Annotated in this window: 23 protein-coding genes; 9 read left to right on the top strand and 14 right to left on the bottom strand. The window is 64.7% G+C overall.

Annotation, left to right across the window (positions count from 1 at the left end; translation table 11 throughout):
* Positions 1–18: 18 nt before the first annotated feature.
* Positions 19–1,134, bottom strand: a complete 1,116-nt coding sequence (gene ald, locus MRBLMU1_RS12815; protein WP_363501855.1) for an alanine dehydrogenase — start codon at positions 1,132–1,134, stop codon at positions 19–21.
* Positions 1,135–1,220: 86 nt separating this feature from the next.
* Complete coding sequence (locus MRBLMU1_RS12810; protein ID WP_363501853.1) at positions 1,221–2,537, bottom strand: aspartate aminotransferase family protein; 1,317 nt, start codon at positions 2,535–2,537, stop codon at positions 1,221–1,223.
* 187 nt (positions 2,538–2,724) lie between these two features.
* Here MRBLMU1_RS12810 and MRBLMU1_RS12805 point away from each other — a divergent pair, with 187 nt between their 5' ends.
* Positions 2,725–4,209 carry a PLP-dependent aminotransferase family protein gene (locus MRBLMU1_RS12805; RefSeq protein WP_363501851.1) on the top strand — a complete coding sequence of 495 codons (1,485 nt, stop codon included), beginning with the start codon at positions 2,725–2,727 and terminating at the stop codon, positions 4,207–4,209.
* A complete protein-coding gene (locus MRBLMU1_RS12800) occupies positions 4,191–4,856 on the top strand; it encodes a TetR/AcrR family transcriptional regulator (protein WP_363501849.1) in 666 nt (221 codons plus the stop codon). The genes MRBLMU1_RS12805 and MRBLMU1_RS12800 overlap by 19 nt, the downstream gene beginning before the upstream one ends.
* Before the next feature lie 106 nt (positions 4,857–4,962).
* Here MRBLMU1_RS12800 and MRBLMU1_RS12795 read toward each other — a convergent pair whose 3' ends face one another.
* Complete coding sequence (locus tag MRBLMU1_RS12795; RefSeq protein WP_363501847.1) at positions 4,963–6,033, bottom strand: choice-of-anchor A family protein; 1,071 nt, start codon at positions 6,031–6,033, stop codon at positions 4,963–4,965.
* A gap of 325 nt (positions 6,034–6,358) precedes the next feature.
* On the opposite strand from MRBLMU1_RS12795, the gene MRBLMU1_RS12790 reads away from it, so the two are divergent.
* From MRBLMU1_RS12790 to MRBLMU1_RS12775, 4 genes are all read left to right on the top strand, one after another.
* Entirely contained in the window at positions 6,359–6,625 is a 267-nt protein-coding gene (locus MRBLMU1_RS12790; RefSeq protein ID WP_363501845.1) for a hypothetical protein, read from the top strand.
* A complete protein-coding gene (locus tag MRBLMU1_RS12785; protein WP_363501843.1) occupies positions 6,622–7,551 on the top strand; it encodes a sensor histidine kinase in 930 nt (309 codons plus the stop codon). Before MRBLMU1_RS12790 ends, MRBLMU1_RS12785 begins: the two co-directional genes overlap by 4 nt.
* Positions 7,548–8,366 (top strand): LytR/AlgR family response regulator transcription factor, encoded by an 819-nt coding sequence (locus tag MRBLMU1_RS12780; protein WP_363501841.1) that lies wholly within the window; start codon positions 7,548–7,550, stop codon positions 8,364–8,366. The genes MRBLMU1_RS12785 and MRBLMU1_RS12780 overlap by 4 nt, the downstream gene beginning before the upstream one ends.
* Positions 8,367–8,496: 130 nt before the next feature.
* Positions 8,497–8,922 carry a VOC family protein gene (locus tag MRBLMU1_RS12775; RefSeq protein ID WP_363501839.1) on the top strand — a complete coding sequence of 142 codons (426 nt, stop codon included), beginning with the start codon at positions 8,497–8,499 and terminating at the stop codon, positions 8,920–8,922.
* 10 nt (positions 8,923–8,932) lie between these two features.
* Here the strand turns inward: MRBLMU1_RS12775 and MRBLMU1_RS12770 are convergent, their stop codons facing one another.
* The 7 genes from MRBLMU1_RS12770 to xapA form a co-directional block, all read right to left on the bottom strand.
* On the bottom strand, positions 8,933–10,159 hold the full coding sequence (locus tag MRBLMU1_RS12770; protein WP_363501837.1) for a nucleoside deaminase: 1,227 nt from the start codon (positions 10,157–10,159) through the stop codon (positions 8,933–8,935).
* Between the two features lie 5 nt (positions 10,160–10,164).
* On the bottom strand, positions 10,165–10,569 hold the full coding sequence (gene cdd / locus MRBLMU1_RS12765; protein WP_363502382.1) for a cytidine deaminase: 405 nt from the start codon (positions 10,567–10,569) through the stop codon (positions 10,165–10,167).
* 24 nt (positions 10,570–10,593) lie between these two features.
* Complete coding sequence (deoA, locus tag MRBLMU1_RS12760) at positions 10,594–11,916, bottom strand: thymidine phosphorylase (protein ID WP_363501835.1); 1,323 nt, start codon at positions 11,914–11,916, stop codon at positions 10,594–10,596.
* Positions 11,917–12,051: 135 nt separating this feature from the next.
* Positions 12,052–14,433 (bottom strand): aldehyde dehydrogenase family protein, encoded by a 2,382-nt coding sequence (locus MRBLMU1_RS12755; protein WP_414646070.1) that lies wholly within the window; start codon positions 14,431–14,433, stop codon positions 12,052–12,054.
* A 13-nt stretch (positions 14,434–14,446) separates the two neighbouring features.
* The gene (gene deoC / locus MRBLMU1_RS12750) at positions 14,447–15,409 is read right to left on the bottom strand and encodes a deoxyribose-phosphate aldolase (protein ID WP_363501833.1); all 963 of its coding nucleotides are present in this window, start codon (positions 15,407–15,409) and stop codon (positions 14,447–14,449) included.
* Complete coding sequence (locus MRBLMU1_RS12745; RefSeq protein ID WP_363501831.1) at positions 15,406–16,599, bottom strand: phosphopentomutase; 1,194 nt, start codon at positions 16,597–16,599, stop codon at positions 15,406–15,408. The genes deoC and MRBLMU1_RS12745 overlap by 4 nt, the downstream gene beginning before the upstream one ends.
* Positions 16,600–16,649: 50 nt before the next feature.
* The gene (gene xapA, locus MRBLMU1_RS12740; RefSeq protein ID WP_315212030.1) at positions 16,650–17,489 is read right to left on the bottom strand and encodes a xanthosine phosphorylase; all 840 of its coding nucleotides are present in this window, start codon (positions 17,487–17,489) and stop codon (positions 16,650–16,652) included.
* A gap of 267 nt (positions 17,490–17,756) precedes the next feature.
* Here xapA and MRBLMU1_RS12735 point away from each other — a divergent pair, with 267 nt between their 5' ends.
* The 3 genes from MRBLMU1_RS12735 to MRBLMU1_RS12725 are packed head-to-tail and all read left to right on the top strand — an operon-like array spanning position 17,757 to position 20,785.
* Entirely contained in the window at positions 17,757–18,926 is a 1,170-nt protein-coding gene (locus MRBLMU1_RS12735) for a carbohydrate kinase (protein ID WP_363501828.1), read from the top strand.
* Positions 18,927–18,929: 3 nt separating this feature from the next.
* Complete coding sequence (locus MRBLMU1_RS12730) at positions 18,930–19,841, top strand: pseudouridine-5'-phosphate glycosidase (protein ID WP_363501826.1); 912 nt, start codon at positions 18,930–18,932, stop codon at positions 19,839–19,841.
* 26 nt (positions 19,842–19,867) lie between these two features.
* On the top strand, positions 19,868–20,785 hold the full coding sequence (locus MRBLMU1_RS12725) for a LysR family transcriptional regulator (RefSeq protein WP_363501824.1): 918 nt from the start codon (positions 19,868–19,870) through the stop codon (positions 20,783–20,785).
* A 65-nt stretch (positions 20,786–20,850) separates the two neighbouring features.
* On the opposite strand, the gene pcp is transcribed toward MRBLMU1_RS12725, so the two are convergent.
* The 4 genes from pcp to MRBLMU1_RS12705 form a co-directional block, all read right to left on the bottom strand.
* Positions 20,851–21,501, bottom strand: coding sequence for a pyroglutamyl-peptidase I (pcp, locus tag MRBLMU1_RS12720; protein ID WP_363501822.1), 651 nt, complete (start codon positions 21,499–21,501; stop codon positions 20,851–20,853).
* 57 nt (positions 21,502–21,558) lie between these two features.
* Positions 21,559–22,515: a DUF979 domain-containing protein gene (locus MRBLMU1_RS12715; protein ID WP_363501820.1), complete on the bottom strand. Its 957-nt coding sequence runs from the start codon at positions 22,513–22,515 to the stop codon at positions 21,559–21,561.
* A complete protein-coding gene (locus MRBLMU1_RS12710; RefSeq protein ID WP_363501818.1) occupies positions 22,512–23,210 on the bottom strand; it encodes a DUF969 domain-containing protein in 699 nt (232 codons plus the stop codon). Before MRBLMU1_RS12710 ends, MRBLMU1_RS12715 begins: the two co-directional genes overlap by 4 nt.
* Before the next feature lie 161 nt (positions 23,211–23,371).
* A complete protein-coding gene (locus MRBLMU1_RS12705) occupies positions 23,372–25,717 on the bottom strand; it encodes a TonB-dependent receptor (RefSeq protein WP_363501816.1) in 2,346 nt (781 codons plus the stop codon).
* Positions 25,718–26,049: the final 332 nt, after the last annotated feature.

The following is a 26,049-nucleotide window of genomic DNA, read 5'->3' as shown; positions in this document are numbered from 1 at the left end:
CTTCTTTCGTTTGTGTGGTCAGCCCAGCAGGCTGTCCGCGTCTACATAGGGATAGCCCAGCGCATGCGCCACCGCTGCATAGGTGACGTGGCCCTGGCATACATTCAAGCCGTTCTTCAGATGGGCATTGGCTTTCAGCGCCTTTTGCCAGCCCTTGTCGGCCAGCGCCAGCGCGTGGATGATCGTTGCGTTATTCAGCGCGAAGGTCGATGTGCGGGCGACCGCGCCGGGCATGTTGGCCACGCAGTAGTGCACCACATCGTCGACCACGAAGGTCGGGTCCTGGTGCGTGGTGGCGCGCGAGGTCTCGAAGCATCCGCCCTGGTCGATGGCGACGTCCACCACCACCGCGCCGGGCTTCATGCGCGAGATCATGCTGCGCGTGACCAGCTTGGGCGCGGCCGCGCCGGGCACCAGCACGCCGCCGATGACGAGGTCCGCGTCGAGCACCGCCTGTTCGATCGAATGGGCGCTGGAGAACATCGTCGAGATGCGGTTGCCGTACACCAGATCGAGCTGGCGCAGGCGGTCGATGTTCTTGTCGAGCACAGTGACGCGCGCGCCGATGCCGACCGCCATCTGCAAGGCGTTGGTGCCGACCACGCCGGCGCCGATGATGGCGATGTGGCCGGGCGCCACGCCGGGCACGCCGCCCAGCAGCAGGCCCATGCCGCCCTTGGATTTTTCCAGGTGCGCGGCGCCGGCCTGGATCGACATGCGCCCCGCCACCTCGCTCATCGGCGCCAGCAGCGGCAGGCCGCCGTTGTCGCCGGTGATGGTTTCGTAGGCGATGCAGACGGCGCCCGATTCGACCAGCGCCTTGGTTTGTTCGGCGTCGGGTGCCAGGTGCAGATAGGTGTAGAGGATCTGGTCCTTGCGCAGCATCGCGCATTCGTTCGGCTGCGGCTCCTTGACTTTGACGATCATGCCGGCGCGCGCGAAGATGTCCGGCGCGTTGTCGACGATTTCGGCGCCGGCGCCTTCGTACATCGCGTCGGTCAGTCCGATGGCGGCGCCCGCGTCCTTTTGTACAAGGACTTGGTGGCCGCGCAGTACGAGTTCCTTCACGCTGGCCGGGGTAAGGCCAACGCGGGACTCCTGGTTCTTGATTTCTTTTGGAACGCCTACCAGCATGATGGTCTCCTCAATTCAAACCCGCACCTCGTGACGGGGGTCTGACCCCAGGGGGTCAGACCCCGCCTTGCCGGGTTACACCGTGATTACTCCAGGTTTTTCAACACCGTCGTCAACTTTCCAAACAATTCATCGATATGTTTTTTCTCCAGCACCAGCGGCGGCGACAAGGCGATCGTGTCGCCCGTCGTGCGGATCAGGATGCCGTCGGCGAAGGCCTGCTTGAACGCGGTGAACGCGCGCACGCCAGGCTTGCCCGGTATCGGCGCCAGCTCGATGCCGGCGATCAGGCCGATGGTGCGGATGTCGATCACGTGCGGCAGGCCCTTGAGCGAGTGCACGGCGTCTGCCCAGTATTCGGCCATGCCGGCGGCGTGCTCCAGGATGTTCTGCTCCTTGAATACCTCCAGGGTCGCCAGCGACGCCGCGCAGGCCACCGGATGGCCCGAATAGGTATAACCGTGGAACAGCTCAATGCCCGCCGGCGCGTCCATGAAGGCGTCGTGGATGTGCTGTTTGCTGAACACCGCGCCCATCGGAATGACGCCGTTGGTCAGGCCTTTGGCCGTGGTCATCATGTCCGGCTCGACGTCGAAGTAGTCGGACGCGAACGGCGTCGTCAAACGTCCGAAGCCGGTGATCACCTCGTCGAAGATCAGCAGGATGCCGTGCTTGGTGCACAACTCGCGCAGGCGCTTCAGGTAGCCCTTCGGCGGTATCAGCACGCCGGTCGATCCGGCGACCGGTTCGACGATGACGGCGGCGATGGTGGAGGCGTCGTGCAGCGCGACGATGCGCTCCAGTTCATCTGCCAGCTCGGTGCCGTATTCCGGTTCGCCGCGCGTATAGGCGTTCTTCTCCAGGTTGTGCGTGTGCGGCAGGTGGTCGACGCCGGGCAGCATGACGGTGTACTGCTTGCGGTTGCCGGCGATGCCGCCGACCGAGATGCCGCCGAAGCCGACGCCGTGGTAGCCGCGTTCGCGGCCGATCAAGCGGGTGCGCCCGGCCTCGCCGCGCGCCTTGTGGTACGCCAGCGCCATCTTCAGCGCGGTGTCGACCGCCTCGGAGCCGGAGTTGGTGTAGAAGACGTGGCCGAAGCGGTGGTTGGTGTAGTCCATCAGCTTTTCGGCCAGGTCGAAGGCGGCCGGGTGGCCCATCTGGAAGGTCGGCGCGAAATCGAGCTGGCCCACCATCTCGCGCACGGCGGCGACGATCTTCGGCTGCGCGTGGCCGCAGGGGACGCACCACAGGCCCGCCGTGCCATCGAGGATGCTGTTGCCGTCGACGTCCTTGTAGTACATGCCCTCGGCCGACACCAGCAGGCGCGGATGGGCTTTGAAGTCGCGGTTGTTCGTGAACGGCATCCAGAAGGACGCCATCGATTCTGGTCGTGATTCGTTCATGCATATCTCCTGTGACGCCAAGCGGATTTTTTGACGAACCGTAAAAAAATTTACCAGTTGGCAAAATGATGATGCAATAATAGACAGCGCTACAACTATGGCACAGATACACAAATATCAAAACTGTCCAACCGTATCGGTAGTAAAAACAGTACAGTTTTGCTTTATGCCGCCTTTGGAGTCAAGGATGGAACCAGCGTATCCTGCGATCGATCAATCCGCCAACGAGCCGCCGCCGCCCGGCGCGGCCGGCTGGCCCGTCGTCGCCATAGCGCGCGGCGGCAAGGGCAGCCTCGTGGACCAGATCGTCTCGGCGATCAGCGCGATGGTGGGCGCGCGGGAGTTGCGCATCGGAACCAAAATGCCATCCGTGCGGCAATTCGCCAAGTGTAATGGCGTCAGCACCTTTACAGTTGTGGAATCCTACGACCGCCTCGTCACCTTGGGGCTGCTGTCCTCGCGGCGCGGCTCCGGCTACTTCGTGGCGCGCCAGGATCTGCCGGCGGCGCTGCTGCCGCTGGCCGGCGAGGCCACGCCGACCGCCATCGACGCCCTCACCGCCCACCTATACTCCGGCATGTCCGACGCGCTGGCGGTGGGCGCCGGCTGGCTGCCGCCCGAGTGGTACGGCGAGGACACCATCCTCGACGCCGTGCGCCACGCCATGCGCATCCCGGCCAACCGCCTGCGCGGCTACGGCCATCCGCTCGGCTTCCCGACCTTGCGCCAGCACCTCGCCGCCAGCCTGACCGAGGACCTGTTCCCGGTGGAGCCGGAGCAGATCCTGCTCACGCACGGCGCCACCCACGCCTTTGATCTGATCCTGCGCACGCTCACCCGGCCGGGCGACACCGTCTTCGTCGAGGACCCGGGCTACAGCAACCTGCTGTCGCTGATCCGCCACCACGGCTGCGTGGCGGTCGGCATTCCGCGCGGCGACCAGGGGCTGGACTTCGAGGCGCTGGCGAGGCAGGCCGCGCTCACCCAGCCCAAACTCATGTTCGTCAACACGGTGCTGCAAAACCCGCTCGGCACCTCGCTCAGCGCGGCGCAGGCGCATCGCCTGCTGGGTCTGGCCGAGCAGTTCGACTTCTGGCTGGTGGAGGACGACATCTACCGCGAGCTGGCGCCGCGCGGCGAGGCGTCGCTGGCGGCAATGGACGGCCTGCGGCGCGTGATCCGCGTCGGCAGCTTCTCCAAGACCTTGTCGCCGGTGCTGCGGGTCGGCTCGATCTGCGCCTCGTCCTCGCTGCTGCCCGAGCTGGTGCGGGTGAAGATGCTGGCCGGACTGACCACCTCCGAAATCAACGAGCGCGCCGTCTACCACGCCATCAGCGCGCGGCCCTACAAGCGCATGGTCGACAAGTTGATCGCCCAGCTGGAGGCGGGCCGCGAGCGCGCCATCGACAGCCTGCGCGGCGCCGGCATGACGCCGCTGGCCAAGCCGCGCGGCGGCATGTTCGTCAGCGCCGGCTGGCAGCAGGCCCCGAGCGCCGAATGGAACGGCCAGGTCATCGCCGACCAGGCGCTCAAGGCCGGCATCCTGCTGTCGCCTTGCGAATTCTTCATGCTGCGCCAGCCGGAGACGATCTGGTTCCGCTTCAACGTGGCCTACACCGACCACCCGCAACTACTGACCTTCCTGAGACACATATGTCGACAGCCAAACTGACCGCAGCGCCCCCGCCGAAAATCAAACGGCGCGTCCTGAACCGCGACAAGCTCGAAGCGGAAATCGCCGCCGAGGCGGTGCGGGTGTTCGCCGAATGCGGCTACGAGGGCACGTCGATCGCCACCGTGGCGGAGAACGCCGGCCTGTCGAAGCAGAACCTGATGTACTACTTCCCGACCAAGCAGTCGCTGTACCAGCGGGTGCTGGACGAGGTGCTCGACGAATGGCTCGAACGCATGGAGAACCTGGCCGCCGAGGACCAGGAACCGCGCGAAGTGCTGCGCACCTATGTGCAGGCCAAGTTGAAGTTCTCGCGCGAGCAGCCGTGGGCCTCGCGCGTGTACGCGATGGAGGTGATCAGCGGCGCGCAGCTATATGGCGCGCAGATCCAGAGCCGCGTGGTGCCGCTGCTGCGCAAGGATATCGAGGTGTTTGAAAAATGGATCAGCGCGGGCAAGATCGCGCCGATCAATGCCACCCATCTGCTGTTCGCCATTTGGGCGATGACGCAGTCCTATGCCGACTTCTCGGCGCAGATGGCGCTGGTGTTGAACCGCAAGCAGCTGACCAAAAAAGACTTCGACGACGCCGAAAAGGTCATCGTCGACATGGTGCTGGCGGCGATCAGCGTGCCCGCCACGTCCTGAGTGCGGTTGGCCGCTCCTTGCAGGGAGGCCACCCAGACAAATCGGGTACGAAGGACAAAAAAAAAAGCCACCCCGAAGGGTGGCGTTGCGGCGAAGCTGCTGCGGCTTAAGCGCGGGCGGCCTTGCGGCGACGGGCGATCGCGCCCACCAGCCCCAGACCGGCCAGCATCATCGCGTAGGTTTCCGGTTCCGGCACGGCGCCGGCGAAGTTGTTGATGTGGATTTCCGCGCGCGAATCGAGGTTGTTGACGTAGACGCCGCCTTCGATGTTGGCGTTGTTGATCAGGTTGGACTTGACGGCCAGGATCGAACCGCCGAACTCGGCGTTGATGGTCAGGTCGGTGGCGTCGTAGAAGTTCCAGATGACCTTCTGGCCGGCTTCGCGTGCGCTGCCGCCCAGGAAGTTATCGTTGATCACGCCGGAGGTGATGCCGCTGTTCATGAAGACCGTGGTGGCGCCGTTGAAATTGAAGCTGAATTCATGCACCAGGTTCTGGTTGAACAGCGAGCTTTCGATGGTGGTCAGGTCGAACACGGCCACGCCCTGGCTGTTGACCTTGGCGTTGAAGGTGGCCTTGCCCGAAGTAATGTCGACGGTGCTGCCGGTCGACTTGTAGGTTTTCATCTGATTGGACACGGCGGTCAGTACCTTGCCCATGTCGGTCGACGTCGCGGCGGCCGAGTTGGTCGCCTGCAGGCTGCCGGCCGGTACGGAACTGAGCTTGGTCACGTTGACGTTGCCGCCGTTGGTGTTGCCCTGGACATATACGCTGCCATTGCCGTTGTAGCTGGTGTTGACCGAGTTGCCGTAGATGGCGCTGCTGCCGTTGTTGACGATCGAGTTGACGACGTTGCCGTAGACGACGGCGCCCTTGTCGGTCACCTGGGTGTTGCTCATGGCCGGCTGGTTGCCGTTGACGCCCACGCCCTTGACGGTCACGGCGGCGTAGTTCGACGCGCGCATATCGTTCGGGTGCATGCCCAGCACGGCGCCGTTGCCTTGCATCGAGCCGGTCACATAGGTGCGGCCGTCGACGTGCGACGACGATTTCATGTCGCCCAGGGTGACGACGTTGAACTGGTCAAAAATCTGTTGCTGGTTCAGCGAACCGGCTTGTGCGGGAGCGGCGAAGATGGCGGCTGCGGCCAGCGTGCTGAGTGCGAAATAACGGGACATTAGATTTCCTTATCTTAAGAATAAATGCCGCTATGGCGGCACGCAAATTACCGGGCAACAATTCAGTTGCACGTAGTATATCATCGATAATTGCCAATAACACATATATTTTTGATTTTTCACAACAATATTTTGTTGCCGCCGGTGGCATGCTTGATCTCCCGCAGCAACAGTGTGGCGGAAACGTCTACGGCGGCGCCCGGCCGCCGTTCGTCGCCGGGTAGCGCCGGCCAACCCGCTCAAACCGCAGTTGATCGGAATCCGCCCCGCCGGCCTCGCCCTTTTGCTACAGTGGCTATATCGCAACACACGATGGAGACACAACATGCGCAAGCCGACCACGGATTCCCTGTCCAACCTGCTCGACGAGATTTTCGCCACCTGCATGCACATGCTGCGACGCGCGGCGCGCCTGATCGGGGCCATGCCGCCTTCCGCGCTGCTGGGCCTGGCGTTGGCGCTGGCGCTGATCCTGGCCATCCTGCCGATGGCGATCGTGCTGTTCGCCGCCTTCATGCTGGTCAAGCTCGCGGTGCTCGGTTGCGTCATGGCCAAGCGCCGCCACCGCCACCGCAAGGAGCGCCTGCAATGAAAAAATCGCGGCTGGCCAAGGCCGGCTACGACAACGCCAAAAGCCTGCTCGACATCGTCCGCGAGATCGGCGAAACGGCCGCCGCCCTGTGGTGGCGCTTCTTCGACTGGCTGGCGCAGGTCGAATGGCGCAAGCTGATCATCATCTGGCTGCTGCTGTTGATACTCGGCCTGACGCCGTTCGGCCTGCCCAAGCAGACGGTCGGCTTCATCCTGCTGTCGCTGGGCCTGAAGGTGCTGGCCGGCGGCAAGCGCAAGGCCGAGCTGGAAGCGCGCGACGCCACCAGCCACGCCGACGAGGAAGGCCTGGAGCGGCGCCTGGTGGAGGCGCGCATGGCCGCGCTGCAGGCGCAGGTCGAGCCGCACTTTTTGTTCAACACCCTGGCGCTGATCGGCCAGTTGATCGAGACCGATCCGCCGCAGGCGGCGCGCATCCACCAGAACCTGATCGACTACCTGCGCGCCACCCTGCCCCAGATGCGCGCCAAGGGCGCCGGCACGCTGGGACGGCAGATCGAGATGTCGCGCGCCTACCTGGCCATCATGCAGGCGCGCATGCGCGCGCGGCTGGCCGTCTCGGTCGACGTGCCGGACCACATGCTCAGCGCCACCTTCCCGGTGATGATGCTGCAGATCCTGATCGAGAACGCCATCAAGCACGGTCTGGAGCCGAAGATAGACGGCGGCCGCATCGACATCCGCGCCAATGTCGATGGCCAGATGCTGCAGGTGGACGTCATCGACGACGGCATCGGCTTCAACGTCCACGCCGGCGACGGCCTGGGGCTGGCGAACGTGCGCGAGCGCCTGCGCATCCTGTACGGCCAGCGCGCGCAGCTGGTGATCGAGGCGCCGCTGACGGGCGGCACCCGCGCCAGCATCCGCGTTCCATACGCGCCCGATATCTTTGCAGACGGTGTCAAATGAACCTTCCAACGAATCCGCAAACCAATTGTTCAACAAATGCGCCGCGCCGCGCCACCGCGCTGATCGCCGACGACGAGGAACCGATGCGCGAGCAATTGCGCAACCGCCTGCGCGAAGCCTGGCCCACATTGGAGATCGTGGCCGAAGCGGCCAACGGCATCGAGGCCGTGGCGCTGGCCGGCCTGCACCAGCCGGACATCGTCTTCCTCGATATCCGCATGCCCGGCATGTCCGGCATCGAGGCGGCGCGCATGCTGTTCAACCGCTGCCACCTGGTGTTCGTGACGGCTTACGATCAATACGCGATCGAGGCCTTCGAACAGGGCGCGCTCGACTACCTGCTCAAGCCGGCCGGCGGCGAACGGCTCAAGACCACCTGCGCGCGGCTGCAAACGCTGATCGGCCGGCAGCCGTCCAACATCGAGCGCCAACTGGGCGCGCTGCTGGCGGCCCAGGGCAAACCGGGCCGGCCCGGCCCCGCCAAGCCCGAATACCTGCGCTGGATACAAGCGGTGGTCGGCGCCAACCTGCGCATGATCAGCACGCGCGAGGTGCTGTTCTTCCGCGCCGACGAAAAATACACCCGCGTCCAGACCGAGCAGTCGGAGGTATTGATACGCAAGACACTCAAGGAGCTGGCCGACGAGCTGGATCCGGACGAGTTCTGGCGCATCCACCGCTCGACCCTGGTGCGGGTGGACGCCATCGAGGGCGTCACGCGCGACCTGCGCGGCCGGCAAATGGTCAAGATCAGGAACTTCTCCGAGCAGCTGGAGGTCAGCCGGGGCCACACCCACCTGTTCCAGCAAATGTGACGATTTGTGATTTTCGCCTGAGCGTTATCAATATATACTTTCTTTTCCCGGTCTATTTGCATCAGCACGGCGAACTGACCGCGCGGAAAACCGATCGAATCTGTTCCATCGACAGAACGGGGAGAAAAGAATGTCCAGCATACCCAAGCAGACCCTCTGCACCGTTGTTCCCTGCATGCGCTACCGCGACGCGCCGGCCGCCATCGAATGGCTGTGCGACACCTTCGGCTTCGAACCGCAACTGGTCGTCCCCAACGAGGACGGCACCATCGCCCACGCCCAGCTCGCGTTCGGCAACAGCATGATCATGCTCGGTTCCGTGTTCGACACCGAATTCGGCAGGTTGATGAAGCAGCCCGCCGAAATCGGCGACTTCGTCACGCAAAGCACCTACCTGGTCGTCAACAACGCCGACCTGGTGTACGGCCGCGCGCTGGAGGCCGGCGCCAGGATCCTGCTGGATATCAAAGATGAAGATTACGGCGGCCGGGGCTTCACCTGCCGCGACCCCGAAGGCCACGTGTGGAGCATCGGCACCTACGACCCGCAAGGGTGAGCGCCGGCGCTCACCCTTGCGTCAAGGCGTCGATCAACGCCCGGTCGGCGACCTGCGCGGGATGGATGCGGATGATGTCGCTGTACAGCGGCGGCATCGCGGCGCAGATGGCGTCGAGTTCTTCCTGCGCGATGGCCGGGACGACATACTGGAACTGCCTTGGATTGTTCGCCGGCAGCGGCCCTTCCATCGTCGAGCCGTAAGCCCCGAGATTCATGAAGCTGATCGCGCCGGCGTCCGGCCCCTTGGCGAAAACCAGGGTGCCGTCCTTCGGGTGGCCCAGATAGCGGCGCACCTCCTGCTGCCGTTCCGGCGTGGCGCCCGCCATCAATTTGTAGCGCAGTTGCGCGTAGGCGCGCGTCGCTTCCATGAAGGCGCTGCGGATGCCCGATTGCGTCATCCTGCCGGGCATGCACAGCAGCAGATTGCCGAACGAATCGAGCAGCGCGACGGCATCGCCGTCGCCGCCTTGTTCACGGTCGCGCGCCATCGCCCGCAGCAGGAACGGCGCCAGGCCGGCATCGGGCGTGAGCGGCGCGCAGCGGTAGGTCAACGCGTCCGGACAGACCTGCTTCAGGGCCCGCGCGATGGCGTGGTCGGGCGCCAGGGTGGCCGGATCGCGCAGCTGTTCCACTGGAAGATCGGTCTGGAACAAGCGCATCACCTCGTCGGACGTCGCCTCGAACACCAGCGCGCACAAGGCCTGCGTCGGTTCGGAGATGGTCTTGCCGATGAAGAAGGACTTGGGCGTGGCGCCGGAAGCGGCGCGCGCGTACAGCGACGAACCCAAAATCGCCGGATAGCTGAAGGTGGACGCGGCCTGCGCGCGCAGCGCTTCCGGCAGCGCGCCGAAGCCGGCGCTGACGTCGTGGTCGATGCCGGCTTCGCGGTCCGGCGCGGCCACCACCACATTGAAGCCGCCCGCCAGTATCGCGCCGCTGCACATGCAGCACGGGTCGAGCGAGGTGACGATGGTGATGTCCCGCGGCGGCGGCAGGTCGCGGCCCTTGGCGCGTTCGGCGTAGTACCAGTCGATCAACTGGCGCTCGCCGTGGGCGGTGGGATCGAAAATCAAACCCTGCTTGATGACGTTGTTGTGCAGCGACTGCAGCACGTTGCCATGCTGGTCCAGCATCAGGCCACCGACGCCGAAGGTACCCTGCGTCTTGGCTGCGATCGCCTCGGCCGCCGCGATCGCGACGGCCGCCTGCACATCGATCGTCTTCTTGAGGGCCAAAGCGACTACTTCTTCAGATCGGCGCGGCCGAAGCCGTTCGGCAGCTGGGCGGAAGCCGTGGTCTCGAAGATGTCGCCTTTCAGGTTGGTCAGCAGCACTGGCAGCTCGTCGCCGCCCAGCTCCAGGATCACCTGGCGGCAGGCGCCGCATGGGGCGATCGGGCCGTCGGTCTCGCCGATGACGACCAACTGGTCGAATTCGCCCGGCTTGTAGCCGTGCGCAAAGGCGCTGAAGAAGGCGGTGCGCTCGGCGCAGTTGCATAAGCCGTAGGCCGCGTTCTCCACGTTACAGCCGTGGAAGACCTTGCCGTCGTTGGTCAGCAGCGCGGCGCCGACCTTGAAGTTGGAGTAAGGCGTGTAGGCCTTCAGCCGCGCGGCGGCGGCTTCGGCGATCAGCCCTTGCTTATTTATTTGTTTGCTCATCGGTGTCTCCGCTTATGGACGAATCGTGCGATAGACCACAGGATTGGCCTTCGGCGCGGTATCGCCGATCTGATAAGCCGCCTGGATCTCGCGCACCGCCTGCTCCGCCGCTTCCCGGGTGCGCGCGTGCACCATCGCCAGCGGCTGGCCGGCTTCGATCTTGTCGCCCAGGCCCGCCAGTTCCGTCAGGCCGACGGCGAAGTCGATCGGATCGGCGGCGCGGCGACGTCCGCCGCCCAGACTCACCACCGCCAGGCCGATGCCGCGGCAATCGGTGGTCGACGCGTAGCCCGATTTCAGCGACGGCACCGGGATGACGATCGGCGCCTTCTCCAGATGCTTGTCCGGATTTTCCATCAGGTCGGCCGGGCCGCCCAGCGCCACCACCATGCGCGCGAAGCGCTCGGCGGCCGAACCGTTGTCCAGGCAAGCCTGCAGCTTGGCGCGCGCTTCGGTTTCGTTCGCGGCCAGCTTGCCCAGCACCAGCATCTCGGCGCACAGCGCCATCGTCACTTCGTGCAGGCGCGCAGGGCGCGACACGCCCGTCAGGTAATCCATCGCGCCGCGTACTTCCAGCGCGTTGCCTGCGTATGGCGCCAGCGATTCGTTCATGTCGGTCAGGATGGCCGACGTCATCATGCCCGCGCCGTTGCCGACCTTGACGATGCTGTCCGCCAGCTCGACCGACTTGTCGTAGGTCGGCATGAAGGCGCCGCTGCCGGCCTTCACGTCCATGACCAGCGCGTCCAGGCCGGCCGACAGCTTCTTCGACAGGATGGAGCCGGTGATCATCGCCACCGATTCCACGGTGGCTGTGACATCGCGCACGCCGTAGAAGATCTTGTCCGACGGCGCCAGCGACGACGTCTGGCCGATGATGGCGACGCCGACTTCCTTGACGACCTTGCGGAACAGGGTGTTGTCCGGCACCGTGGTGTAGCCGGGGATGGAATCGAACTTGTCCAGCGTGCCGCCGGTGTGGCCCAGGCCACGGCCGGAGATCATCGGCACGAAGCCGCCGCACGCGGCGATCATGGGGCCGAGCAGCAGCGAGACGACGTCGCCGACGCCGCCGGTCGAGTGCTTGTCGACCACGGGACCCGGCAGGTCCAGCGAGCGCCAGTCCAGCACTTCGCCGGAGTCGCGCATGGCCAGGGTGAAGGCCACGCGTTCGTCCATGGTCATATCGTTGAAGAACACGGCCATGGCCAGCGCCGCGATCTGGCCTTCGGTCACGCGATTGCTGGTGATGCCACCGACGAAGAACTGGATCTCTTCGGCGCTCAGGACGCCGCCGTCACGCTTTTTGCGTATGATCTCTTGAGGTAAAAACATGCGATTCTCCGCGTTGAGGATTAATCGTAGGGCGGATTAGCGAAGCGTAATCGGCCATGCATGCGCCGTCGACGACTCATCCATGGCCGATTACGGCGTTCCGCCTAATCCGCCCTACGTATTTATATGGGTGCTTCAGACGCCGTAAGGTATCCAAACATTCTTGACTTGCGAGGCATGCGCCAGCACCGCGCGGCCGCCGCTTTGGGCCGTACTATACCAGTCGCGCCCCTTGGCGCCACCGACCCAGGTACGCTTCAGCGACCCCGCCGACAGGCGCTCAACCTCCGCGCACCCCTCGGCCGAACCGTCATGACGCCACACCGCATCGATATCCGAATGCGTCGCCAGGGTACGCGCCAACTCGTCGGCCGAACCGGTGACGATGTTGACCACGCCATCCGGCAGATCCGACGTATCGAGCACCTGATACAGATCGGTGGCCGACAGCGGATGCGCTTCCGACGGCACCACAACCACGCGGTTGCCCAGCGCGATCGCCGGCGCCACCAGCGAAATAAAGCCCAGCAAAGGCGCCTCGTTCGGGCACACGATGCCGATCACGCCGACCGGCTCGTTCAACGCCACGGTCACGCCATGCATCGGCGGCTGGTGCGCCAGACCGTCGTACTTGTCGGCCCATGCCGCGTAGTAGAACAGACGCTCGATCGAAGCCTGCACTTCCTTGTCGGCGTTCTTCGAGCCGGTCATCGCGGCGATGCGCGCCGCGAACTCCTCGCCGCGCGCGGCCAGGTTCTCGGCGATGTAGTACAGCACCTGCGCGCGGTTGTGCGAGGTCGCCTTCGCCCAGCCGCCAGCCTTGTGCGCCGCTTCCACCGCGTTGCGGATGTCCTTGCGGCTGCCCTCGCCCACTTCGGCGATGAAGGCGCCGTCGGCGCCATGCACCGCACGGCTGTAGGCGCCGTCGGGACGCGCCTGCTTGCCGCCGATGTACATCTTGGCGGTGCGGTCGATTGCGAACGCGCCTGCGGCCGGCGCGGCCGCCTTGGCCTTCTGCCTGGCCTCGACCAGCGGCGCGGCTGGACGCGCATCTTCCGACAGCGCGGTCATGTACTCGTACATGCCTTCGCGGCCGCCTTCACGGCCGAAGCCCGACTCGCGGTAGCCGCCGAAGCCGCAAGCGGCGTCGAACTGGTTGGCGGTGTTAATCCACACCACGCCGGCCTTGATCTGCGGCGCGACGTCCAGCGCCAGCGAGATGTTCTCGGTCCACACGCAAGCGGCCAGTCCGTAGACGGTGTTGTTCGCCAGTTGCACCGCTTCCGGCGGGGTGCGGAAGCTCATCGCCACCAGCACCGGGCCGAAGATCTCGGCCTGCGCGACGGCGGCGGAGGTCGAAGCGCCGGTGATCAGGGTTGGCGGATACCACGAACCGTTGGCCGGAATCTCGCACGCGGGCTGGTACACATCGCAACCTTCGGCGCGGGCGGATTCCACCAGGCCGGCGATACGTTGCTGCTGCACAGGATCGACCAGCGCGCCGATGTCGATCGACTTGTCCAGCGGCGAACCGAGGGTCAGCTTGTCCATGCGTGCGCGCAGCTTGGCGAGGAATTTATCCTGCACCGATTCCTGCACCAGCAGGCGCGAACCCGCGCAGCAAACCTGTCCCTGGTTGAACCAGATCGAATCGACCAGGCCCTCGACGGCGGCATCCAGGTCGGCGTCGTCGAAAACGACGAACGGCGACTTGCCGCCCAACTCCAGCGACAGCTTCTTGCCGCTGCCGGCGGTGGCCACGCGGATCAGACGACCCACCTCGGTCGAACCGGTGAAAGCGATTTTATCGATGCCCGCATGGTTGACGATCGCCTCGCCCACGCGGCCATCGCCGGTGACGATGTTGACCACGCCGGCAGGCACGCCGGCCTGCACGCAAATCTCGGCGAACAGCATCGCCGTCAGCGAGGTGAATTCGGCCGGCTTGAAGACGATGGTGTTACCGGTCGCCATGGCCGGCGCGATTTTCCACGACAGCATCAGCAGCGGGAAATTCCACGGCACGATCTGGCCGACCACGCCAACGGCGCGGTAGTCGGCGAATTCCTCGGCCTGCAGCTGCGCCCAGCCGGCGTGATAGTAGAAGTGGCGCGCGGCCAGCGGCAGATCGACATCGCGCGTTTCGCGGATGGTCTTGCCGTTGTCCAGCGTCTCCAGCACCGCGAACAGGCGCGCGTGCTTTTGCAGCAGGCGTGCCAGCGAGTACATCACCTTGGCGCGGCCGTGGCCACCCAATGCCTGCCAGCCCGGCTGCGCGCGGCGCGCCGCTTCGACGGCGCGGTCGACGTCGGCGCCGGTGGCCTGCGTCAGGTCGGCCAGCTTGCCGGCGTCCGCCGGATTGGTCGAGGCGAACAATTCACCCGGCTCGCTCCACGCGTTGTCGATGAACAGACCGAAGGTGCGGCCGTGCTGCTCCAGCCACGCTTGCGCTTCTTTTTGGCTTTCGGGTGCTGGGCCGTATTCCATGGTATTGAGGATCTCTTTAATAGATGGCATGACGTGGTCCGTATTAGGGTTGTGCGTGGCGGTGAGCGGCCGAGTAGTTCCCGGTCACGTAATGCTCAAGCTGACGCTCGATGTCGGTCAGCAGGCTGGATGCGCCGATGCGGAACAGGTGCGGCTCCAGCCACTCGTTGCCCAGCTCCTCCTTCATCAACGTCAGATATTGCAGCGCGGCCTTGGCCGTGCCGACGCCGCCAGCGGGCTTGTAGCCGATCTTGAAGCCGGTCTGCTCGTAATAGTCGCGGATCGCGCGCACCATCGTCAGCGAAACGGGAATCGTCGCATTGACCGGCTCCTTGCCGGTCGAGGTCTTGATGAAGTCCGCGCCGGCCATCATGCAGACCCACGACGCCTTGGCGACGTTTTCCAGCGTGACCAGTTCACCGGTCGCCAGGATCGCCTTCACGTGCGCCTCGCCGCAAGCCTGGCGGTAAGCCACCATCTCGTCGTACAGCGCCTTCCAGTTACCGGTCAACACGTGCTGGCGGGTGATGACGATATCGATTTCGCTGGCGCCGGCGGCGACCGACAATTCGATCTCGCGCACCTTGGTTTCCATGCTGGTCAGGCCGGCCGGGAAGCCGGTCGACACGGCGGCGATCGGCAAGCGGCCTTGCAGCACCTGCACCGCCGGCTTGATCATCTCGTGGTACACGCAGACGGCTCCGGTAGACAGCTTCTCGCCTTGCAGGCCGAGGGCCTCGACCAGGTCCGAACGCAGCGGACGCATCGCCTTCATGCACAGGCGCTCGACGCGGCCCGGGGTATCGTCGCCGGACAAGGTGGTCAGGTCGATCAGGCCGATGGCCTTGACCAGCCAGGCGGCCTGGTATTCCTTCTTGACGGTGCGGCGGTTGGCCAGGCTGGCGGCGCGGCGGTCGGCCGCGCTCTTGTTGATGTGAATATGGTTGATCCAGCCCAGGTCCAGCGGGACCGCTTCATTACGTTTGAAATCAGTAATTACGCTCATAACAGATTGCTTCCGTGGGAAAGTGGTTTCACGCCGAGGTGATGGGCCAGGGTCTGGCCGATATCGGAGAAGGTTTCGGAAATCGGCAGTTGCTGCGCCTTCACGCCCGGACCGAAGAAGATCATCGGAATGTGCTCGCGAGTGTGGTCGGAGCCCGGCCAGGTCGGATCGCAGCCATGGTCGGCGGTGATGACAACCAGGTCGCCCTCCTTCAGCTGCGCGATGAATTCCGGCAGGCGCGCGTCCATCTCGTGCAGCGCGTTCGAGTAGCCGGTGACATCGCGGCGGTGGCCGAAGGCCTGGTCGAAGTCGACGAAGTTCACGAACGTCAGCGACTTGTCGCCGGCTTCCTGTTCGACCTTCATCAGCGCGTCGAACAGCGCCATGTTGTCCTTGCCCTTGACCACGCGCGATACGCCCTGGGTGGCGAAGATGTCGCTGATCTTGCCGAGGGCGATGACTTCGCCGCCATCGTTCTTCACGTGATCCAGCAGGGTCGGCGCCGGCGGCGCGACGGCGTAGTCGTGGCGGTTGGTGGTGCGGGTGTAGTTGCCGTTGGCGCCCGTGAACGGGCGCGCGATCACGCGGCCGATGTTGTACGGCTCGACCAGTTTAAAGGCGATCTCGCACACTTCGTACAGGCGCTCCAGGCCGAACGACTCCTCGTGCGCGGCGATCTGCAGCACCGAGTCGGCCGAGGTGTAGATGATCGGCTTGCCGGTGGCGACATGTTCATCGCCATGCTTGTTGATGATTTCCGTGCCGGAGGCGTGGCAGTCGCCCAGGAAGCCCGGCACGCCGGTCAGCTCCTGCAGCTTTTTGGTCAGCTCGGCCGGGAACGACGGCACCGTCTTCGGGAAGTAGCCCCAGTCGAATTCCACCGGCACGCCGGCGATCTCCCAGTGGCCGGACTGCGTGTCCTTGCCGGTCGAACGCTCGCGCGCGGCGCCGTAGGCGGCGGTGAAGCCGTCGCGCTGCGCGAAGCCCTCGGCCCACTCGCCGCTGGCGGCATGGGCGGCGGCGGCCAGGCCCAGTTTTTCCATCGTCGGCAGCGACATCGGCTTGCCGGTCTTGGCGGCCCAGGCGGCGATGTGGCCGAAGGTGTTGGCGCCGACGTCGTTGTACTTGGCTGCGTCGGGCGTGGCGCCCAGACCGAAGGAGTCCAGCAGCAGGATAAATGCGCGTTTCATAGTGTGCTCCAAAAAGCAAAAAAGGGCGGACTAGCCGCCCTTTCGGGTTCTTACGCCTGCGGTGTTTTGGCCACGTTGGCCAGGAAGCCGAGGATGACTTCAATCAGCGACGTCGCGGCGATGGCCGCGTACTTCAAGGTCTGCTCGTGCGACAGCGGGAACGGCGACAGGCCTTCGGCCAGGTTGGTGATGGCGGACACGCCGACCACTTTCAGGCCGCAGTGACGGGCCGAGACCACCTCCGGCACCACCGACATGCCGACGACATCGGCGCCCAGCGTCTTGAAGGCGCGGATTTCGGCCGGGGTCTCGAAGTTAGGACCGGCGTAGGCGATGTATACGCCTTCATGCAGCGTGACCTTCTTCTCTTCGGCCGAAGCCTTCAGCAGCGCGCGCAGATCGGCGTCGTAGGCGTTGGCCATGCTGAAGAAGCGCGGACCGAAACGCTCGTCGTTGGGGCCCATCATCGGCGTGCCTGGCATGAAGTTGATATGGTCGGTCAGCGCGACCAGCGCGCCGGCGTCGACTTCGGTGCGCAGCGAACCGGCGGCGTTGGTCACGAACAGCATCTCGCAGCCCAGCAGCTTCATGGTGCGCACGGCGCTGGTCATCACGCCCAGGCCGTAGCCCTCGTAGACGTGGCCGCGGCCCTTCATGCACACCACCGCCACGCCGGCCAGGGTACCGATCACCAGTTCACCGGCGTGACCGTGCACGGTGCTGATCGGGAAGCCTGGCAGTTCGTTGAAGCTGATGGTGACCGCGTCGGTCATCTGCTCGGCCAGCACGCCCAGGCCGGAACCGAGGATCATGGCGACGCGCGGCTTGAAGTCCGCAGGAATGCGCGCGCGGATGATTTCGGCGGCCTGGAATGGGGAATTATTAGACATGGTTATCCTCTGTTTTTATAGATGACGCGCAGCGGGCCGAAGGTTGGCCGATTGAAGTTTTACTGGAGATACTGACACTATGCATCATTCCCTATATGTATGGCAAATACCATTTTTCTTCCGGATTTATACAAAACCCCTATAAATAAGGGATATTATCAAGGCCGCTGAACTAGCCGATTCGGTGAGCCGGCCTCGCCTGCCACGCCCTGATTGACCGATAACAAACAAATGTTTATTATAACGGACAAATGTTTTAAGGCCACCGTGAACGATACTTCCAAAAAAGAGCAGCTCTACGAGCTGATCCGCGCCAACCCCTTCATCTCCCAGCAGGATCTGGCGGTCGGCCTGCGCCTGTCGCGCTCGGCCGTGGCCGGCCATATCGCCAGTCTGATCCGCGAGCGCCGCCTGCTGGGCCGCGCCTACGTGCTGCCCGACAAGCGTCCCGTTCTGTGCATAGGCGCGGCCAACCTGGACCGCAAGCTGCGCACCATCGCCGCCATGCAGCTAGGGACCTCCAACCCGGCCACCGCCGAGGAAGTCTACGGCGGCGTCGCCCGCAACATCGCCGAAAACCTGGCGCGGCTCAATCTGCCGACCGCGCTGCTGACCGCCCTGGGCGACGACGGCGCCGGCCGCGCGCTGCGCGACCACGCGGAAAACGCCGGCATCGACATGCGCGGCTCGCTGAACCTGACCGACACCGCCACCGGCACCTACACCGCCATCCTCGACGAGCGCGGCGAACTGGTGGTGGCGCTGGCCGACATGGCGCTGTACGACCGCATGACGCCCGAATTCCTCGGCAGCCGGCTGCCGCAGCGCGCCGCCGCGTCGATGACCGTGGCGGACCTGAACCTGCCGGCCGACAGCGTCGGCGCGCTGCTCGACAGCGCCCGAGCCGACAACGTTCCGCTGATCCTGGTGGCCGTGTCGCAGCCGAAGATGGCGCGCCTGCCGGCCGACCTGACCGGCCTGCGCCTGCTGATACTCAATCGGGGCGAACTCGAAACGCTGGCCGAACGCGCGCTGCCCACCGAGGCCGACGTGCGTTTGGCCTGCCGCGCCGTGCTGGCGCGCGGCGCCCGGGATGTCATCGTCACCTGCGGCGGCCAGGGCGTGTTCCACACCCGCGACGGCGAGCTGGCATGGTTGGCCGCGAACGAAGTGGACGTGGTCGACGTCACCGGCGCCGGCGACGCCTTCTCGGCCGCCGTTTGCTGGTCGCTGTACCAGGGCAGCCAGGATCTGACCCTGGCCTGCCGGCGCGGCTTGAAGGTCGCCGCGATGACGCTGGAAAGCCACGAAACCGTTTCGCCCATGCTGGCGGCCGACGTCCTCGACGAGATCCAGGGTTTTTATCCGACACCGATCCTGCCCGTTCCGCCGATTTATTCGAGCTTCGAGCCTCCCCTCTTCCCCCATAAGGACTGACCCATGCACCAATTCCTCCTGTTCTCGCCCGAAGTGGCCGCCGCCCGCGCCGCCGGCAAACCGATCGTCGCGCTGGAATCGACCATCATCTCGCACGGCATGCCGTATCCGCAAAACGTGCAGATGGCGCGCGAGGTCGAACAGATCATCCGCGACGGCGGCGCCGTGCCGGCCACCATCGCCATCATCGGCGGCAAGATCTGCATCGGCCTGTCGGAAGAGCAGCTCGAATCGCTGGGCACCTCGCCCGAGGCGATGAAGGTCAGCCGCCGCGACCTGCCCTACGTGCTCGCGCAATCCAAACTGGGTGCCACCACCGTGGCGGCGACCATGATCTGCGCGGCGCTGGCCGGCATCCAGGTGTTCGTCACCGGCGGCATCGGCGGCGTGCACCGGGGCGCGGAAACCAGCTTCGATATTTCGGCCGATCTGCAGGAACTGGCGCGCACCTCGGTGGCGGTGGTATGCGCCGGCGTCAAATCGATCCTCGACATCGGCCTGACCCTTGAATACCTGGAGACGCATGGCGTGCCGGTGGTCAGCGTCGGCCAGCGCGGCTTCCCCGCCTTCTTCACGCGCGAGAGCGGCTTCAACGCCGACTTCCAGCTTGACACCCCGGCCGAACAGGCGGCCTTCATACAGACCAAATGGCAGTTGGGCCTCACAGGCGGCATCGTCGTCAGCAACCCGGTGCCGGAAGCGGAGGCGATGCCGAAGGCGGAGATCGACGCCATCACTATCCAGGCACTGGGCGAAGCGGACGCGCAGGGCGTCACCGGCAAGAACGTCACGCCGTTCCTGCTGGGCCGCATCAAGCAGCTGACCGAGGGCCGCAGCCTGGCCACCAACATCGCGCTGGTGAAGAACAACGCCCGCTGCGGCGCCGCGCTGGCCTGCGCCATGCAGTCGCACTAATCGAGACCACCGACACCAGGCCCGCCATGTCCATCGATCTGAAACAACTGAGGTACTTCCTGGCCGTCGCCGAGGAAAAGAGCTTTAGCCGCGCCGCCGAACGCCTGCACATCTCGCAGCCGCCACTGAGCCAGCAGATCATGAAACTGGAGAGCGAGCTGGGTGTCAAACTGTTCGCCCGCACCACGCGCACCTTCGAGTTGACGGTGGCGGGCAAGGCGCTCATGAGCGAAGCATCCGAGCTGCTGGCGAAGATGCGCATGACGATCGACACCATCCGCCAGATCGACCGTGGCGAAGTGGGACGCCTGCGGGTGGGCATCGTCGGCTCGGCGATGTGGGGGCCGATCCCCAGTTTGCTGGAGGAGTTCCAGACCAAGTTCCCGCGCGTGACGTGGACCCTGCACGAGCTGGGGCCGACCTTGCAGTACGAAGCGCTGCGCGCCAAGCAGGTGGACGTCGGTTTCTGGCGCGAGCCCAAGCTCGACGAGGACGATCTGAAACAGGACAACCTGCGCCAGGAGCTGTGCTTCCGCGAGGACGTGTGCGTGGCCATCAACGAGCACCACCCGCTGGCCAAGGAGGAGTCGATCGAGTTGATGGACATCGCCGACGAACCGATGCTGACCCTGGCGCTCGACAAGTCGTCGTTCCCGCGCTATCTGATCCAGTGCTGTGTGAAGGCCGGCTTCCAGCCGACGATTTTCCAGGAGGCTTCCGAGCCGCAGACGCTGTTGGCGATGGTCGGCGCGGGCCTGGGCGTGGCGCTGCTGCCGGAGACCACCAGCCGCATCGGCTGGCCGGGCGTGGTGTTCCTGCCGATCCGCAGCAATCCGCCGTCGGCCAATCTGTACATCACCTACACCACGCTGGACGACGCGCCGGTGGTGCGGGCGTTCCTGAACATTTTGAACCCCTCGAAACCCGCACAGCCCGGGGTCTGACCCCAAGGGGTCAGACCCCTTGCACCGTCGGCGGCGCCGAAGTACGCGGCGCGGTGCCTGGTGGGTTAGTGCGTCACGCCGCCCGCCTCGCGCACATCGACGGTGTGCGCGAGCGTGGTGCGGATGGCGATGCGCAGGCCCTCGACCATGTCGTCGAGCCGCATACTGGCCGTCCCCGGATGCAGGGCCGCCTGCTGCGGCAGATACGGGATGTGGATAAAGCCGGCGCGCATCGTCGTGCCCCACTCGCTGGCCTGGTGCATCAAGCCGTAGAACACATGGTTGCAAACAAAGGTGCCGGCGCTCTGCGACACGGACGACGGCAGGCCGGCGTCGCGCAGCGCCTGCACAATCGCCTTGATCGGCAAGGTGGAGAAGTAGGCGGCGGGACCGCCGGTGACGATGGGCTGGTCGACGATCTGGCGCATCTGGTTGTCCGCGATGGGCGCGTCGTCGACGTTGATGGCGACCCGCTCGATCGACAGATCGACACGGCCGCCGGCCTGGCCAACCGCGATCACGATACTCGGCTGCAGTTCCTCGACCGCCTGGTGCATCGCCTTCTTCGCCTGCCCGAACACGCATGGCAACAGCCGCGCATGCACGACGAAATCCCCTTCATGCCAGCCCTGCAGGGCACGCACCGCTTCCCAGGAAGGGTTGATCGTCTCCTGGTTGAAGGGCTCGAAACCCGTCAACAATATGATCTTTTTCATCCGCTTTGACTCCACACTCAACTACCAGATCGCTACTCTAACCTAAATGATTGTCGTTTACATGTTCAGGAGAAAATACAGTAGTGCAATATTAACAAGCAAAATCGGCAGCGCCGTCGCCACCTGGATTTTGACCACGGCGTTCTTGTCGGGCAGCTCCAGCAACGCCGCCGGGACGATGTTGAAGTTGGCCGCCATCGGCGTCATCAAGGTGCCGCAGTAGGCGCTGAACATGCCGATGGCTGCCATTACCGCGGGGTTAGCGTGGTACACGCCCACCAGCACCGGGATGCCGACGCCGCCGGCGATCACCGGGAAGGCGGCGAAGCCGTTGCCCATGATGATGGTAAACAGCGCCATGCCGACGCAGTACACCGCCACCGCCACCAGCTTCACATCCATGTTGATGTAAGACGTAACAACGTGCGCCACGGCTTTGCCCATGCCCGCCTCGGTGAACAACAGGCCGAGCACCGCCAGCATGTGCGGCAGCACCACCGCCCAGCCCAGATGATCGACCAGCCGGCGCGACTCGCGCATCGCCTGCAGCGGCGTGGCGCGCGTCAGCCAGCACGCGGTGGCGACGGCGAACAGCGAGCCGCAACCGAGGCTGACCAGGGTCGCGTTCTTCGGGTCGAGCAGGAACAGGCCGTCGAATTTTACGTCCTTCAGCAAGGTCGAACCGATCATCGTCGTGATTGGAATGATCAGCGCCGGGATCAGCAGCTTGTGGCCGAGCCGCTGCGCGCTGTCGCGGCGCTGTTCGGGCGAGCGCTCGCCGTAGCGTCCCAAGGTGACGCCGCCGAAACCGGCGATCAGCGCCATCACCACCATCAGCGCGCCCGCCGCCACCGGCGGCAGCCAGTCGCCGGCCAGATACACCACCGCGTACAAAGCCCAGAACAGCGCGCTGGAATAGCGCTTGGGATTGTGAGCGTCGCGCAGCGCCATCAGCGCGATCATCAACAGCATCGCCCCCAGCACCAAGTAGAAGAAATCGAGCTTCAGTATCATGCCGGCTCCTTCATCATCGCGCGGGCGATGTGGGCGTCGAGACGGTGCAGCCGCCAGGAGTGGATGATAAAGGCCGTCACCGCCGTCGGAATGCCCCACATCGCGATGTGCAGCGGATCGACCTCGATCCCCTCGCCGCGCAGGATGGTTTGCATCAGCACGATGGCGCCAAAGGCCACGAACACATCCTCGCCGAAGAACAGGCCGACGTTGTCGGTGGCGGCGGACATGGCGCGGATGCGGTGGCGCAGCGCGTCGGTCAGCGCCGGATAGCGGTTCTCAGCCGCGCCCTCGGCCATCGGCGCGATCAGCGGGCGCACCATGTTCGGATGGCCGCCGATGCTGGTCAAGCCGAAGGCCGCGCTGATCTCGCGGATCGCCAGATAGACGATCAGCAGGCGCCCGGTGGTAGCGGACTTGATGCGGGCGATGGACGCCTGCGCATGCTCCTTGAGTCCATAGCGCTCCAGCAGGCCGATGGCCGCCAGCGGCAGCAGCAGGATCAGCGGCAGGTTGCGGGTTTTGATGAAAGCCGCGCCGAGGACCGCCAGCAGATGCCCGACGTCCATGGACGCGGCCAAGCCGGTGACGGCGCAGGCGGCGATCACCACCAGCACCGGATGCGCGCGCAGCGCGAAACCAAGAATGATAACGGCCACGCCGAGCAGTGGCCAAAGATTAACAGTGTGATTCATTTCAACTCCGGGGTCAGGTCCACCAATGCTACACGAGCGGGACTGTAAAGCGCCCCGCCACCACCCTACGGTCCGGCCCGTGTAGAAATGGCGGACCTGACCCCGGATGTAAAAATCCCCGCGCACCTTGCGATGCGCGGGGATTCGGTCATGGCTTGACGTTAGAAATTGACCTTGAACGTGGCGCCCCAGGTGCGCGGTTCGTTCAGCATGCCGGTCAGGTTGTCGAACTCGATGGCGCTGAGCAGAACGATCTTGTTGGTGATGTTGCGGCCGAAGGCAGCCACTTCATACTTGCCGTCGCCCCATTTGTAGCCGATGCGTACGCCACCTTCGACCAGCGACTTGGCGCGGTATTCCGGCGCCGTGTACAGGAAGAAGTTGTAGCCGCTGCGGTAGCTCCAGTCGGTCAGCGCGTACAGCTCGCCGTTGGCGACGTCGGTGCTGTACTTGAGCGTGAAGTTGGCCTGGTGGCGCGGCGCGCGCGGCAGGTCGTTGCCGTCGATCAGGACGTTGCCGGGGAAGCCGACGGCCACCGGATCGGTCGGCGTGCAGCCCAGGCCGGCGTTGTTGGCGAGGTTGCCGCAATACTGGACGCGCACGCTCGGGTCCTTAATCTCGGTGTCGTTGAAGCTGTAGCCGGCCGTGGTGCTGAAGCCGTAGCCCAGGTTGGCCTGGAAGTCGAGCTCGACGCCCTGACCGGTGACCTTGTCGGCGTTGAGCAGCTGGTTCATGTTGATCGTGCCGCTGCCGGCGGTCAGTTGCTTGTCCTTGACGCGGTACTGGAACACGGACGCGCTCAGGCGCGCGCGCTTGTCGAACAGGTCCTGCTTGACGCCGGCCTCGAACGACAGCGCCTTCTCGGCGCCGGCCATCGACGGCACGTCGGCCAGCCCGTTCAGGCGGCCCTGCATCGACGGCGCGCGGTAGCCGGTGGCCACGCGGGCGAACAGATTGGTGTTCTTGTCGAGTTCATAGGTGCCGCTGGCGTCCCAGCTGACGTTGTTCGAGTCGCTGTTCAGCGAATGCGGCACGGTGACCAGCACGTTGGCGGCGTTGAAGTCGGTGCGCGAGGCCTGGAAGTCCTTCTTGTCGCTGGTGTAGCGCACGCCACCGCGCACTTTCAGCTTCTCCGAGACGGTGTAGTTCAGCGAACCGAACGCGGCCCACGACTTCGAATCCTGGAACTGGCGCGCGTACGCGGTGTTCTGCGGATTGCCCGGGGCGAACGAGTCGAAGCTGATGCTGTCGATCTGGATGTTTTCCTTGAAGTAGAACAGGCCGCCGATCCACTGCAGCGGGCCCGAGTAGTTGGACTCGGCGCGGAACTCCTGCGAGAACTGCTTGTGGTTCGGCAGCAGGTCGGCCGTCTCGACCGGGAACGGAATCCGGCCCGGGCCGTACGGTGGCGCGAACACGGCGCCGTAGCCGCCGTCGACGTCGGCGCGGCTGTTGAACTTGAGCTTTTCGTAGCCGGTGATCGAGTGCAGCGTGATGTCGTTCAGGTTGTACTTCAGGCGCATGCTGCCGCCCTTGGTTTCCAGCTTCTGGTAGTTGACGCCGTCGGTCGGGTAGGAGCCGTAGTCGAAGCCGTCGACGATGTCGTTGGTGCCCTGCTTGATGATGTTGGCGCGGAACAGGGTGGCGCTGCCGTGGTAGTTGCGCTGATGGTAGTTAAACAGCGCGCTCAGGTCCTTGTTCGGCTGCACCAGCGCCTGCAGGCGGAAGGCATTGTCGCCGTAGCCTTCGAAGTCCTGGGTGCCCTTGCCCGGGGTCGGGTTGGTATTGTGCACGCGGTCGTCGCGGTGCTGGCTGGTGCCGGAGAAGCGCAGCGCCACGGTGTCGCTGACCGGGAAGTTGAACGCGCCTTCGACGTTCTTGGCCGAGTAGTTGCCGATGCCCAGCTGCAAATAGCCTTCCTGCTTGAAGACCGGCTTGGCCGAGTCGAACTTGATCACGCCGGCCGGCGAGTTGCGGCCGAACAGGGTGCCCTGCGGGCCCCGCAGCACTTCGACCTGGTCGACGTCGAACACCGGGAAGCCCTTGAGCATGGCGTTTTCCTGGACGATGTCGTCCATCACGTAGCCGACCGGCTGCGAGGCGTTCAGGTCGAAGTCGGTGTTGCCCAGGCCACGGATGTAGAAGCGCGGGAAAGCGCGGCCGTAGTCGGATTCGATGTTCAGCGACGGCGAGCGGCCCGACAGCACGCGGATGTCGCCGGCGCCGGAAGTCAGCACGTCGAGCTTGTCGCCCTTGATGGTGGCGATCGACATCGGCACGTCCTTGATGTTTTCGGCGCGGCGCTGCGCGGTCACGATCACGGTTTCAAGCTGGCCGCCGGTAGTGCTCGGCGCGGGAGGCGCCGCCGCAGTGTCTTGTCCCTCAGCGGCTGCCGGCTGGGCTGCCGCGCCCGCCTCGGTGGCCAGGGCCGTGTGCAGCGGGAAGGCGCTTGCCACGGCCAGGGCGATCAACGACCGCACTGCGAAACCACTACTGTTCTTGCTCATAAATGCTGCTCCCGGTTGTATAAGTTTGGATGGTATTTGTTGTTATGCCAATCATCCTAGCATGGAAAAAAATGACATAAACCCACTTTTTCCATGGTTCGATTCATATCTATTTTATATAAATGACTAAATAAAATCGAATTTGTCGTACATATCCAGGCTGATGCATAGTAGTGGATTGCCTAAAAAATAGCCGCGACCAGAGCGAAAGCGCATGTAACTTGCACTGGGGAAGGTACTTTGAGAATGACGCGGGCCCGCCAGCCGGGCCCGCTTTGCGCGGGCCCCTCGACTTATCCAAACGGCAGGAAGTTTTTCCAATAGGACAAAAA

This window comes from Burkholderia sp. LMU1-1-1.1 (assembly GCF_040675865.1).
GTDB lineage: Bacteria > Pseudomonadota > Gammaproteobacteria > Burkholderiales > Burkholderiaceae_D > Rugamonas.
This window is presented reverse-complemented; position numbering and strand designations above follow the sequence as displayed.

Excerpts from the sequence above, each read along its gene's own strand:
- MRBLMU1_RS12810 (WP_363501853.1), bottom strand. The coding sequence starts at position 2,537 with ATGAACGAATCACGACCAGAATCGATGGCGTCCTTCTGGATGCCGTTC.
- ald (WP_363501855.1), bottom strand. The coding sequence starts at position 1,134 with ATGCTGGTAGGCGTTCCAAAAGAAATCAAGAACCAGGAGTCCCGCGTT.
- MRBLMU1_RS12745 (WP_363501831.1), bottom strand. The coding sequence starts at position 16,599 with ATGAAACGCGCATTTATCCTGCTGCTGGACTCCTTCGGTCTGGGCGCC.
- deoC (WP_363501833.1), bottom strand. The coding sequence starts at position 15,409 with ATGAGCGTAATTACTGATTTCAAACGTAATGAAGCGGTCCCGCTGGAC.
- MRBLMU1_RS12800 (WP_363501849.1), top strand. The coding sequence starts at position 4,191 with ATGTCGACAGCCAAACTGACCGCAGCGCCCCCGCCGAAAATCAAACGG.
- MRBLMU1_RS12775 (WP_363501839.1), top strand. The coding sequence starts at position 8,497 with ATGTCCAGCATACCCAAGCAGACCCTCTGCACCGTTGTTCCCTGCATG.
- MRBLMU1_RS12715 (WP_363501820.1), bottom strand. The coding sequence starts at position 22,515 with ATGATACTGAAGCTCGATTTCTTCTACTTGGTGCTGGGGGCGATGCTG.
- deoA (WP_363501835.1), bottom strand. The coding sequence starts at position 11,916 with ATGTTTTTACCTCAAGAGATCATACGCAAAAAGCGTGACGGCGGCGTC.
- pcp (WP_363501822.1), bottom strand. The coding sequence starts at position 21,501 with ATGAAAAAGATCATATTGTTGACGGGTTTCGAGCCCTTCAACCAGGAG.
- MRBLMU1_RS12730 (WP_363501826.1), top strand. The coding sequence starts at position 18,930 with ATGCACCAATTCCTCCTGTTCTCGCCCGAAGTGGCCGCCGCCCGCGCC.
- MRBLMU1_RS12725 (WP_363501824.1), top strand. The coding sequence starts at position 19,868 with ATGTCCATCGATCTGAAACAACTGAGGTACTTCCTGGCCGTCGCCGAG.
- MRBLMU1_RS12780 (WP_363501841.1), top strand. The coding sequence starts at position 7,548 with ATGAACCTTCCAACGAATCCGCAAACCAATTGTTCAACAAATGCGCCG.
- MRBLMU1_RS12755 (WP_414646070.1), bottom strand. The coding sequence starts at position 14,433 with ATGCCATCTATTAAAGAGATCCTCAATACCATGGAATACGGCCCAGCA.
- MRBLMU1_RS12710 (WP_363501818.1), bottom strand. The coding sequence starts at position 23,210 with ATGAATCACACTGTTAATCTTTGGCCACTGCTCGGCGTGGCCGTTATC.
- MRBLMU1_RS12805 (WP_363501851.1), top strand. The coding sequence starts at position 2,725 with ATGGAACCAGCGTATCCTGCGATCGATCAATCCGCCAACGAGCCGCCG.
- MRBLMU1_RS12795 (WP_363501847.1), bottom strand. The coding sequence starts at position 6,033 with ATGTCCCGTTATTTCGCACTCAGCACGCTGGCCGCAGCCGCCATCTTC.
- MRBLMU1_RS12785 (WP_363501843.1), top strand. The coding sequence starts at position 6,622 with ATGAAAAAATCGCGGCTGGCCAAGGCCGGCTACGACAACGCCAAAAGC.
- MRBLMU1_RS12705 (WP_363501816.1), bottom strand. The coding sequence starts at position 25,717 with ATGAGCAAGAACAGTAGTGGTTTCGCAGTGCGGTCGTTGATCGCCCTG.
- xapA (WP_315212030.1), bottom strand. The coding sequence starts at position 17,489 with ATGTCTAATAATTCCCCATTCCAGGCCGCCGAAATCATCCGCGCGCGC.
- MRBLMU1_RS12790 (WP_363501845.1), top strand. The coding sequence starts at position 6,359 with ATGCGCAAGCCGACCACGGATTCCCTGTCCAACCTGCTCGACGAGATT.